This is a genomic window from Pelagibaculum spongiae (assembly GCF_003097315.1).
GTDB classification, from domain to species: Bacteria; Pseudomonadota; Gammaproteobacteria; order Enterobacterales; family Pelagibaculaceae; genus Pelagibaculum; species Pelagibaculum spongiae.
On the sequence record NZ_QDDL01000003.1, the window covers coordinates 269142 to 281153 of the forward strand.

General features: G+C 44.9%; 12 protein-coding genes. 2 read left to right on the plus strand and 10 right to left on the minus strand.

Translation table 11 applies throughout. The features are described from left to right. Positions 1 to 304 precede the first annotated feature (304 nt). The 4 genes from purC to dapA all read right to left on the minus strand — a co-directional run bounded on the left by purC (position 305) and on the right by dapA (position 3199). Entirely contained in the window at positions 305 to 1018 is a 714-nt protein-coding gene (gene purC / locus DC094_RS10155) for a phosphoribosylaminoimidazolesuccinocarboxamide synthase (protein WP_116686995.1), read from the minus strand. Positions 1019 to 1029: 11 nt separating this feature from the next. Next, positions 1030 to 1791, minus strand: coding sequence for an MBL fold metallo-hydrolase (locus DC094_RS10160; RefSeq protein ID WP_116686996.1), 762 nt, complete (start codon positions 1789 to 1791; stop codon positions 1030 to 1032). Positions 1792 to 2087: 296 nt separating this feature from the next. Next, positions 2088 to 2318, minus strand: a complete 231-nt coding sequence (locus DC094_RS10165; protein WP_116686997.1) for a hypothetical protein — start codon at positions 2316 to 2318, stop codon at positions 2088 to 2090. Then, on the minus strand, positions 2318 to 3199 hold the full coding sequence (gene dapA / locus DC094_RS10170; RefSeq protein WP_116686998.1) for a 4-hydroxy-tetrahydrodipicolinate synthase: 882 nt from the start codon (positions 3197 to 3199) through the stop codon (positions 2318 to 2320). Before dapA ends, DC094_RS10165 begins: the two co-directional genes overlap by 1 nt. A 222-nt stretch (positions 3200 to 3421) precedes the next feature. Between dapA and bcp the strand changes: the two genes are divergently transcribed. Further along, complete coding sequence (gene bcp, locus DC094_RS10175; protein WP_116686999.1) at positions 3422 to 3889, plus strand: thioredoxin-dependent thiol peroxidase; 468 nt, start codon at positions 3422 to 3424, stop codon at positions 3887 to 3889. Positions 3890 to 4075: 186 nt separating this feature from the next. Here bcp and DC094_RS10180 read toward each other — a convergent pair whose 3' ends face one another. The 3 genes from DC094_RS10180 to DC094_RS10190 all read right to left on the minus strand — a co-directional run bounded on the left by DC094_RS10180 (position 4076) and on the right by DC094_RS10190 (position 6559). Then, positions 4076 to 5149 (minus strand): AI-2E family transporter, encoded by a 1074-nt coding sequence (locus DC094_RS10180; RefSeq protein WP_116687000.1) that lies wholly within the window; start codon positions 5147 to 5149, stop codon positions 4076 to 4078. Positions 5150 to 5274: 125 nt separating this feature from the next. After that, positions 5275 to 6177, minus strand: coding sequence for a LysR family transcriptional regulator (locus tag DC094_RS10185; protein ID WP_116687137.1), 903 nt, complete (start codon positions 6175 to 6177; stop codon positions 5275 to 5277). A gap of 163 nt (positions 6178 to 6340) precedes the next feature. Next, positions 6341 to 6559, minus strand: a complete 219-nt coding sequence (locus DC094_RS10190) for a sulfurtransferase TusA family protein (protein ID WP_116687001.1) — start codon at positions 6557 to 6559, stop codon at positions 6341 to 6343. Between the two features lie 119 nt (positions 6560 to 6678). Here DC094_RS10190 and DC094_RS10195 point away from each other — a divergent pair, with 119 nt between their 5' ends. Further along, complete coding sequence (locus DC094_RS10195; protein WP_158527284.1) at positions 6679 to 8115, plus strand: M48 family metalloprotease; 1437 nt, start codon at positions 6679 to 6681, stop codon at positions 8113 to 8115. 297 nt (positions 8116 to 8412) lie between these two features. Here DC094_RS10195 and DC094_RS10200 read toward each other — a convergent pair whose 3' ends face one another. The 3 genes from DC094_RS10200 to ppnN all read right to left on the minus strand — a co-directional run bounded on the left by DC094_RS10200 (position 8413) and on the right by ppnN (position 11937). Continuing rightward, the gene (locus DC094_RS10200; RefSeq protein ID WP_116687003.1) at positions 8413 to 8874 is read right to left on the minus strand and encodes a hypothetical protein; all 462 of its coding nucleotides are present in this window, start codon (positions 8872 to 8874) and stop codon (positions 8413 to 8415) included. Between the two features lie 422 nt (positions 8875 to 9296). Further along, positions 9297 to 10307, minus strand: coding sequence for a quinolinate synthase NadA (gene nadA, locus DC094_RS10205; RefSeq protein ID WP_241504027.1), 1011 nt, complete (start codon positions 10305 to 10307; stop codon positions 9297 to 9299). Positions 10308 to 10566: 259 nt separating this feature from the next. Beyond that, positions 10567 to 11937, minus strand: coding sequence for a nucleotide 5'-monophosphate nucleosidase PpnN (ppnN, locus tag DC094_RS10210; protein WP_116687005.1), 1371 nt, complete (start codon positions 11935 to 11937; stop codon positions 10567 to 10569). Positions 11938 to 12012 lie beyond the last annotated feature (75 nt).

The following is a 12012-nucleotide window of genomic DNA, read 5'->3' on the forward strand; positions in this document are numbered from 1 at the left end:
TCAACAAAAAAGTTTCAGCCATCAACCCAGATCACTGAAAAAAAACTGACAATCACAATAGAAGACCGATACTTTTTACTGCAACAGGCAGAGTTACCTCGTCATCTTCTAACGAAAACGCATGCAAGAGAGAGGCTGCTATCAGTAACTCAATCTATCGCAGTGGCTTTTACACTTACATTTTTTTGTTTTTATTGTGCCGCTGCTTATGCATAAGAAAAGCTGTTTGTTACCTATTTCAGCAAACCTCATACAAAAAAAAGGCTTTGGTTTTCACCAAAGCCTTTTTTGCTCAACCTGACGATTAAGGCAGCTCGCAACCAATACGGCGCGCAACTTCTTCATAGGCTTCGATTACGCCACCCAGACCTTGGCGGAAGCGGTCTTTATCCATTTTCTCGAGGGTTTCAGCATCCCATAAACGACAGCCATCGGGAGAGAATTCATCACCCAAATAGACTTGGCCATTTTGCACGCCAAATTCCAGCTTATAATCCACTAGAATTAAACCGGCCTTGGCGAACAGCGGCTTTAAAATGTCATTGATTTTAAAAGTCAGCGCTTTCATTTCGGCAATCACATCTTTATCAGCCCAACCAAAGCTTTCAATGTGATGTTCGTTAATCATTGGATCGTGTAACGCATCGTTTTTCAGGAAAAACTCAAAAGTAGGCGGCGTTAATTCCAGCCCTTCTTTTACACCCAGTCGCTTACAGATTGAACCTGCAGCTCGGTTACGCACCACACACTCTACTGGCACCATATCCAAACGCTTTACCAAAGACTCAGTCTCTGACAACAATTCGACCTGATGTACCGGAATACCGGCTTTGGCTAATTGCTGCATGATAAATGCGTTGAAATAATTATTAACCAAACCTTTACGGTTCAGCTGTTCAATTATGGCGCCATCGAATGCAGAAGTATCATTGCGGTACTCGATAATCACCAGTTCAGGATTATCGGTGGTAAATACCGATTTGGCTTTACCTGCATAGAGCTCGTCACGTTTTTCCATCAGCGTTGCCTTCAGTTGATGTGCTTCCAGCCAAAACCTTCACCTTGACTGGCTATAGTAATATCAAACCCACGCTGACCGAATTGCTGTTGCAGCATTTCAGCCACTTGAGTTGGCGAATTGTTTTCCTGACTAATATGACCAGCCACTAGATGCTGCAGTTTGCTTAAATCCAGCTGCTGCAAAATATCTAGTGCCTGCTGATTATTTAGATGCCCAAAAAGTCCAGCAACCCGCTGTTTTAATCTTGGCGGATAAGGACCTTGATTGAGCATTTTCAGATCATGATTAAATTCCAACAACAAACCATCACATTTATTTAATGATTGCAAAATGTATGGCGTCCAATTGCCGGTATCGGTTAACAATCCCAGTTTTTTATTATTTGCTTGAAACACATACTGAACCGGTTCTGCCGCATCATGGGGAACCGGAACGGGTAAGACGGTAATCTCACCTATTGTAAATTCTGAATGGCTGCAAATTACTTCAGCCTGCGCCAGTTTATTTAACAGCTTGTGGGACAAAGTACCTCGAGTTGCCCATACAGGCAGCTTAAACCGCCGCGATAAAACACCCACACCAGAAGCATGGTCGCTATGCTCATGAGTCACCAAAATGCCGGTTATCTGAGCTGGCGTTAAATCCAACAACTGCATTCTGGCTTCTAATTGTTTGAGGCTGAATCCGCAATCGATCAACAACAATTGATCACCACTAGCTACCAGCGTTGCGTTTCCTTTACTGCCACTTCCCAGAGACGCGAATTTCAATCCTGAACCCGTATTTTATGCAAAACTAATAAAATTCATTGACCAACATTTTATGAGTTAATTTTGAGCGCTTATTTCTAGCCCAAAGCAATTAATCCAGCGATAAGTTATGAATTTTAAATAGGGTTTGCTTGTTCATTTAGCGATAAAAAATTACTGGCAATCAAACCATCAACTATTCAGTTATTTAATTAATAAAAGTCAACGATAAACAAACTGCCGATAATTAAAAGTTATAGAAAAGGTGCAACCAGCCAAAAGCCAGCGACACCTTATCTATTTATCATCTGGTATTACTACGGCTTAACTGTAATCACCTGAGGTGGTTGAACTAGCGTTTCATCAAACTGCTTTGGCGATTGCGCTTGGTCTTCACCAGGGATGACCAACTGGCGCTGTTTTAACAATCCATTACCTACCACCGGGCCGCGAGCCTCTGCTTTCAGATAATTGTCACTGTAATCTGGTAATAAACTACAACCTGCCAGTGTGACCAATGCCAATCCAATCAATGCTGTTCGCATCATTAAGCCAATGCTCCTGATTCAACTAGTGCTTCTCTAACCGAAGCATGTTGTTCTTGAGATAACATGGTTAATGGTAAACGAATGCCATGACCCATCTTACCCATTTCAGCCAATGCCCATTTCACTGGAATTGGATTGCTTTCACAGAATAACCGTGAATGCAGTAGTTCCAGCCGCGTATTAATTTGCTCAGCACGTGCTCTGTCACCTGCTAAAGCTGCCGCACACATTTCAGCCATATCATGTGGCACCACATTATTGGTGACAGAAATTGCGCCATTACCACCCGCTAACAAAAATTCAACTGTCGTCGCGTCATCGCCGGTGTAAAGTGCAAAATCATTGCCACACAGTTCACGCAAAGCTGCCACACGAGAAACATCACCCGTGGCTTCTTTAATACCAACAATGTTGTCGATTTGAGCCAAACGGCCAACCGTTTCTGGCAACATATCGCAAGCGGTACGGCCAGGAACATTATATAAAATTTGAGGAATTAACGGTTCAGCTTCGGCAATTGCCTTAAAGTGCTGATACAAACCTTCTGGAGTTGGCTTGTTGTAATAAGGAGTCACCAATAGGCAAGCATCTGCCCCAGCAATACGAGCGCTATGCGTCAGCTCAATTGCTTCATGGGTGGCATTAGCACCAGTACCTGCAATAACAGGAACACGCCCAGCAGATTTTCGAACGACCTGATAGATCACGTCCATATGTTCACGAGGCGTCAGGGTTGCTGATTCTCCAGTGGTGCCCACTGCAACAATCGCATCTGTTCCCTGCTCGATGTGCCACTCAACCAGGTTGTCTAACGCTGCTTCATCCACTCCACCCTGATCAGTCATCGGGGTGACCAGTGCAACGATACTGCCGGTTATCATGCTATTACCCTCTATAGGTTTCCGACCGGCATGTTACTGCCCGCTAGTAGCAAACTCAAGCTGTCGGTTTGCTTTCTCTGTTAGCTAACGTTCAGTCAGCTGACAGGGCTTGTCAATCAATAATCGGCCAGAATACCTTTTGAAACTGTTTATCGGTTGAGCTGATGAAATCAGCAACCAGTGTTAGACTGGAGTTCTGATAATGAGAAAAGGAACTCATCGATGTTAAAACCATTAGAAGTGGGTGACGTTGCACCTAATTTCAGCTTGCTAGATCAAAATGAAAAAATGATCTCTCTTGCCGATTTTCAAGGGCAAAAAACACTGGTGTACTTTTATCCTAAAGCGCTCACCCCTGGCTGAATTATTCAAGCTGAAGGGCTGCGTGACAGCCATAAAGAATATGCCGATGCAGGCATTCTGGTGATCGGAATTAGCCCCGATGCACCCGCAAAGCTCAAACGATTTGAAGAAAAAAAATCGCTCAATTTCACCCTATTGTCAGATCAAGATCATGCAGTTGCTGATGCTTTTGGTGTTTGGGGGCTGAAGAAATTCATGGGCAAAGAATATGATGGTATTCATCGCATGAGCTTCCTGATCGATCAACAGGGAAAAATAATGCAAGTGATGAAAAAAGTTAAAACCAAAAGCCATCACACTGACATTTTGGCCCTGCTAGAAGATTAACTATCTTGGCATATCCGGTAGTACTAATAGTTCTAGCAGCGTCAGCTTTAATGGCATTACCAGCAAAAAGGGCTGGCACAAATTGTGCCAGCCCTTTTTTTATTTACACCGATATAACGTAAGCCTCAAAGAAACCGAGACAGGTATTCATCAGGCTTTGTGCTTTAAAACATTGTGCTTTAAAAATTAGTCACGCTCGACTGATCCAACTTCCTTAGCCGATGGCCAAGCGTTCATTATCGCTTTGACTAATGTTGCCAAAGGAATGGCGAAGAACACACCCCAAAAGCCCCAAACACCGCCAAAAATCAGCACCGCAGCAATAATAGCAATCGGGTGTAAATTGACCGCCTCAGAAAACAGCAATGGCACCAACAAGTTGCCATCCAGCGCCTGAATAATTAGATAAGCCGTGGTCAACCAGTAAAAATCAGTACTCAAACCCCACTGGAAAAATGCCACCAACAACACCGGCAAGGTGACAACTGTTGCACCAATATAAGGAATCAACACAGAGAAGCCAACCAGCACCGCCAACAGAAGTGCGTAGTTCAAGCCCATCAACGCAAAAACCACATAACTGGCGCCACCAACAATCAGAATTTCCGCCACTTTACCGCGAATATAATTACCAATCTGATCATTCATTTCTTCCCAGACTTGCTCTGCTAACTCATGGTGGCTCGGCATAAAACTGACGAACCATTCCATCAATAGTTTTTTATCCTTGAGCATAAAAAACACAATCACAGGAAGCAGCACTAAATACACAACCAACGTTAGCAAATCAGAAATGGATGACAACGAAGTTGATACCAGCACTTGTCCGTAACTGGCCGCTTTTTCAGTAATTAGTTGGCTGACTTTTTCAATATCAGCTGGCGACATCACCATATGGTATTGCTGCATCAATTCAATAATCGATGTTTGCGCATTATTCAGCATATTGGGCAGCTCAGAAATCAATGCTGAAACTTGTCGCCACAATAACGGGGTGAGTACCGCGACCAGCAAAACCATGCCACCAAGGAAGGTTGAAAAAGCGATGGTCAGAGCAACATTTTTTGCCACCCCAGCTTTGTGCATGCGACTAATTGTCCAATCCAGCACGTAAGCCATAATCAGCGCGGCAAAAATTGGCGTTAAATAGCGGCCCAGAAACAAAAAAGCCGCAAAGCTCATCAGCAAGATCATAATCAGGCTGACAGTTTGCGGATTGGATGACCAGCGTTTGTACCAGCTGGCAAACATATTGACCATATACTTCTCGAATTATAAATAGGTAGGAATCAGCTGCTAATTATCATAATCGACAGATCAATATGGCAAAAGCCCCTATATCGCTTGCGCTACGTCGCTTGGGCATTTTTGTTACTAATAGCGAGTTAAGTTGTCGTTTTTTGCAAATATTCTGCAGCATAATTTAATAATTCTTCCATTGCTCGTAAATGGAACTTCTGGTTTTTATAGACAAAGGTTACTGGCACTTTCAGGTCTGGCTCAAGGCGGATCATCTTATAACCATTTTGTCGGTAGTCATGTTCGCATGCAATACGCGGCATTAGGGCCGCACCATGACCTGCTGCAACCGCAGTTTTTACTGCTTCATTGCTGCCCAACTCCATCGCGATTTCCAGTCGATCTGGATCCACGCCCTGCCCGGTCAAATAGCTCTGAACGATTTCTCGGATACCCGAGCCACGCTCTCTCCCTACCCATTCGAGGTGCATCATCTCTGTAGGACCAATAGATTGACGCATCGACAATGGATGCGATGAAGGCAAGATGACACATAAAGGTTGGTCACCATAAATACGCGTAGCGAAATGTTTATTATTCGGGAAATACTCAACCAGCGCGATATCAGCCAAATTATGCTCAACCATCGACAACACTGTATCGCAGTTGCCCACTTTCATTCTGATGGTGACATCAGGGTATTGCTTGCGGAATTTACCTAACATTGGCGTTAAAATATGCTGACCTACCGAGGTGCTCGCAGCAACCACCAGAACACCGCCGACCTCACCGGTAATTTCTTTTACCGAGTTTTCCATTTCGCTATATAACGTAAAAATTCTTTCAGAATATTGGTAAGCACGCTTGCCAGCTTCAGTCAGTCGGATCCGGTTATGGGTTCGGTCAAACAGTCTTGCGGCAAAGTATTCTTCCAGTTGGCGGATCTGAAATGTTACCGCTGGCTGCGTCATATGAAGCACTTCCGCCGCCTTGGTAAAACTCAATACCCTCGCAACCGTGTGAAACACCTGCAATCGTCGATCTGCCATTCCTTGCCCCTTATGAGCTGGCCAAACTATAAACATAAGGAAGGGATAGCACAGGGAAACTAATGGCGCCATTAAATAAAAAAATACCTAATCTCACATAGTTAGCAATTACTCAACTAGGTAAATCAGGTACTAAGCAGTCACCGTATCCAGACACTTTTAATTAGTTTTTTTCTACCTGAATCACATAATGATCTGGCTTTTCAACACAACTAATTAACTGATGGCCAACTTGACGACAAAATGCCGGTATATCCTTAATTGATCCAGAATCGGTGGTCATAATAGTGACCGATTCACCACTAGCTACTTCTGTCAGCGCTCTCTTTAATCGCAACAAAGGTAAAGGGCAAGCTAGATCACGGGCATCAACACAATTCATATGAATTTCCAGAATCGAAACATATCCGCAGCCGAATGCTGCTGGTTGGTTTATCATACATTCAGGAACCATGGGCGACCACGCCTGTCACAGCTGCAGACACCAGCCGAGACTATTTAATGTACAAACTGCTTCAATCTTTGATTCTATCCAGCACATTGATGTTGGCTACTTCGGTTCAGGGACAGGGAGAAAGTGAGCACTTCCCTCAGCTTCCTGATCTTGGCGACAGCTCTTTGGCGACTATTTCTCTGGAAAAAGAAGCCATGCTCGGCAGAAGTTTTATGCAGTCACTTCGACGGCAATTACCTTTTGAAAGCGACCCCTTGATAGAAGACTATGTTGAATCACTTGGCTATCGACTGGCAGCCGGTGCCGATGACAAATTGCGTTTTCAATTTTTTGTGGTGCGTAACAAAGAGGTCAATGCGTTTGCTGGCCCTGGCGGTTATATCGGCATCCATACCGGTTTGATTACCACTGCTGAAAACGAAAGCGAATTGGCTTCAGTATTGGCCCACGAAATCGCCCACGTCACCCAGCGTCATATTGCCCGTCGAATTGAAGAAAATTCTCAATTAAGCATTCCAGCCATTGCCGCCATTTTCGCCGCCATTGCAGTTGCTAGCACCAGTCCCGATGCAGCCAGTGCTTTGTTAATTGGTAGCCAAGCTGGTTTGATTCAAAACCAGATTAACTTCACCCGAAAAAATGAAAAAGAAGCTGATCGAATTGGCATGCAGCTGCTCACCAATGCCAAATTAGACCCTTCAGGAATGTTTCGTTTTTTTCAGCGGATGCAAAAATCCACCCGATTGTATAGCCGGGAAATTCCAGAGTTCTTGCTAACTCACCCAGTAACTGACAGTCGTGTTGCCGATGCACAAGCACGCGCCGCGCAACTCGGAAAACCTGATAATTTAAACAATTTATCATTTGAATTAGCCAAAGCTCGGCTGGAAGTACTTCAAATGAGAGAAGGCCAAGTTAAACAAGCTTTATATAGCCATTACAAAGGTCAAAATACCGTTCAGGCAAGATATTATCGCGCCATGATCAATTTACGCCAAAAAGATTATATTAAAGCGATATCTGAACTAAGTGAATTACAAAAACAGTTTCCATCAGAAGTTTTCATTAATGTGCCATTAGCCACTGCATTAAGTAAAGATGGCCATCCAAAACAAGCATTATTATTACTGACAGAACAACTCTCTTTAATGCCTGGCAACCATCCGTTAACCATGGCACTCGCTAGCTTATACCTTGAACAGAAAACACCAGAAAAAGCCAGGAAACTACTGGCAAGCCATATTCGCAACCATCCGGTTCCGCGTGTATATCAACAACTTTGGTTAGCTCAAGGGCGTAGCGGAAAGAATACCCTGGCAAAAATCAGTCAGGCTGAGTTTTATGTGTTGCTCGGTGATTATCGTTCTGCTCGCCAGCATTTAAAACAAGCATTAAAAACTGAAGATTTAAATGCTCAATTAAAAAGTGAGATACAAGCGCGACTGACTGAAATTAACCAAGAAGCAAAAAAACTGAGGTCGTAGAAATAGTACTGTAAAAAATAATCGAGTAGAAAGCTTTTGCAGCCTATGGCACGTTTACCGTGTACGAAGGGTCAGGCGAACTCGTTGCGATCACTGTCGATACAGCGCCACGACTGCAAGAGATCACAGCACTTAATACAATGATGGACGAAGAACCTGACACCGACTGACCAAGCGTTAAACACCATTTAGAATATCGACTTGTCGGAGTAAATTTGACTTGGGTAGGTCTGTCTGGTCTAGGCCCTAGGGAGCGCGAAAGCGCGCCCCCCTCCTTTTTTTATGCCTGCATTTTAGCTAGTCGCGGTCGAATCCATAGACGCGGAAGCCGAACGCTTCCATAACGTCGGGCAAGGCTTTCTGACAGCCGATCCAGCTTGTGTAGATGTAGGAGAATATCCCACGCTCTGCCAAGAATTGAAGCCCAATGGTGGTACCACCAGCAGCCGGCGAGCTTACCCAAGTATCATGCAGACCACCGGTGCCCTGCTCAGTAGTATTGACGCGCACGCGAATGCTGTAAGCATTTTGCGGGTTGTTATCGGGGTTATCGAGGATAGCGCAATCGATCTCGCGCACCGAAGTTATAGGCACCAAAGAGTTAGGCCGTTCGCCTGCGGTACCCTTAGCGCCCACCCAGGGCAGTGCTAGAAACAGCGGCTGGTTAGGTGCTAGCGAGGGGTAGGGGTAGGTGTACTCGCTGGCGTTAGCCGTAGCTGCTAGCATGATCGCTAGCAACATTGCAGTTATGTATTTCATGATCTTTTATCCTATTGTTTCGGCTTGATTAAGGCGCACACAGTTTCACTTTGTGCTACCGGGTTCAGGAATGCAGAGAAGAATCAGTTAGCGTCGAGATCGCTCCCGCAAACACTGTCTTGCTTCGCTTTCCATAGTGAAGCCGTATTTAAGATAAGTTCAGCACGTTCTACATAGTTGCTATATCGGTCGTCTTTCTCGGTATCGAAGTAGTACTACGCCTCTGACATTGCGTCCAGGGCACGGCTTCGACTGCAGCACATAGCGACTATCTTTTCTTTCCGAAAGTTGCGATTGCAAATATTTACACCTGCCTCTGCCTCCTTTCGATAACCATTACGTCCCGGTAAATAAAACGGAGCAATTAACGCTCCGTTTTATTTGAATAAGTCTTACTGAAAAAAAACTCAGCTAGCTTTTAATCAAGCATTGCCTTTCAAGCGAATATTCATATCAACCGAAAAATCCAACATCTTTTGCAAAGGTTTCATTGCTTTAATTCGCAATGCATCTCCAACAAAAACCTCAGTATTTTTCGCATCGAAGATTTCAGCCAGATTTTGCAGATTGTTCATTGCCATCCACGGACAATGGGCGCAGCTACGACACGTCGCACCATTGCCACCCGTGGGTGCCAATAACAATTCTTTATCTGGTGCGGCCTGCTGCATTTTGTAAAAAATACCGCCATCGGTCGCCACAATCATCTGCGGGTGTGGCAGCGTTTGTGCCGCTTTAATCAATTGGGAGGTTGAACCTACGGCATCAGCCATATCGATCACTGAAGAAGGAGATTCTGGATGCACCAGCACTGCAGCTTGCGGATACAAATGCTTCATCTGCTCGAGTGCCTGGCTAGAAAACTCATCATGCACCACGCATTCGCCCTGCCATAACAACATGTCACAGCCCGTTTGTTGCTGCACATATCGGCCTAGATGACGGTCTGGTGCCCAAAGAATTTTGTGTCCTTGATCTGATAAATGCTCAACCACTTCCAGCGCAATACTCGAAGTTACCACCCAATCCGCCCGAGCTTTAACTGCAGCAGAAGTATTAGCATAGACCACTACTTTATGATCTGGGTGAGCATCGCAATAGGCGGCAAACTCAACCGGCTCACAGCCTTCATCCAGCGAACAGGTCGCTTCCAACGTAGGCATGAGCACTCGCTTTTCTGGCGAGAGGATTTTAGCCGTCTCCCCCATAAAGCGCACACCACAAACAATCAAGGTGTCTGCCGGATGGTTTTTACCAAAACGAGCCATTTCCAGAGAGTCAGCGACTACTCCGCCCGTTTCTTCAGCTAACGCTTGTAGCTCAGGGTCGGTGTAATAGTGGGCCACCATGACCGCGTTATGCTGCTTGAGTAGGTCGCGGATTTGCTGCTTGAGTTGCTGCTTTTGCTGATCATTCGGCGACTGATCCGCCATCTGACGCGCTTTATCCAAAGCCTGCTGCTCTGCCAGACGCACATTACAAACCATTGATTACTTCCCGGGATCAACCCAACTCTGTGTTATTCGACTGATTCTATCCAAGCCAGCCCGGTCATAAAAGGGTCATGCAAAAAAACGACGCAAATTCATATAAAATCTCATATAAATTGCGCCGCTCAGTAAACCCTTTTATTCGGCTGGTCTTTCAAAACGATTGCTTAAACCTAAGCAATCATCCAAACCCGTCTTATCGTTAATTGACAATCTGATAACAAGGCACGTATTCACCTTCAATCTTCATTCGGCGCTGCTCTACGAAAAATCTTAATAGCTGATCCAGCGGCTCTAAAACATCCGGTGCGCCATGAATCTGATAAGGGCCACGTTCTTTTACTCGCGCAATGCCTTCAGCCTTGACGTTTCCAGCCACTACAACTGAGAAAATTCGACGTAAATTAGCCGCCAACTGGTCTGCTGGCATTTCTCTGTCTAGCTGCAATGCAGCAACTGCCGTATGTTCTGGCTCAAATGGGAATTGCTGAACCGGATCAATCCGCAGCCGCCAGTTAAAGTGATAAGCATCTTTATGTTCTTTACGATATTCGCGTACCTGCTCCATGTTTTGACTCATGTGACGGGCAACTTCTTCTGGCTGGTTAACCATGATTTTGTAGTAATCACGAACATGTTCGCCGAGCAGCCCCACTAAAAATGCATCTATCTTTGCGAAGTAATCCTTGCTCGATGCAGGGCCAGTCATTACAAATGGGAAAGGAATGCCGTGGTTTGCTGGGTCCATTAAAATACCCAACAAATACAGAATTTCTTCGGCAGTTCCCGGACCACCAGGAAATACAATCATGCCGTGGCCCATACGAACAAATGCTTCCAGTCGCTTTTCAATGTCCGGCAAAATCACCAATTCATTAACAATAGGGTTTGGCGATTCTGCAGCAATAATGCCTGGCTCACTTACACCGACATATCGGCCATCATCAATTCGCTGCTTAGCGTGCGCAACTTGGGCACCTTTCATTGGCCCTTTCATGGCGCCAGGGCCGCAACCGGTACAAATATCCATCGCTCGCAAGCCCAACTGGTAACCTACAGATTTACTATATTCATATTCTTCTCGGGAAATTGCATGACCACCCCAGCAAATAATTAACTTAGGGTCGCGGGCAGACTTCATTGCCTCTGCATTACGTAAAATGCGGAAAACCGAGTCAGTAATCGCTTCTGGTCGCTGGCTTAAATCTAACCCCGAGGCCTGCAGTTTATGATTGACATAAACAATGTCGCGTAACACAGAGAATAAATGCTCACGAATACCGTTAATTATTACACCGTCAACAAATGCACTGGCGGGAGCATGCTGTAAATGCAATTGAATACCACGATCACGCTCGATCAAATTAACCGTAAAATCAGGGTATTGTTGCAACAATGCATGACCATCATCCATTTCACTGCCGCAATTCAAAACTGCCAGCAGGCAATTTCGCAATAAGTCATAACAATTGCTATGGCCAAATCGGCTCAGTGATTGAATTTCATGCTGAGAAAGAATTTCCAGACTACCTGCTGGTGAAACAAATGCATCGACTGTAGGAAATTTCGCCATATTTTTTTGCTCTTTTCATTCCATGTCCCATAGCTATAAGCCGCGCGCCATGCTGCGTCAATTCGACTGCTACCA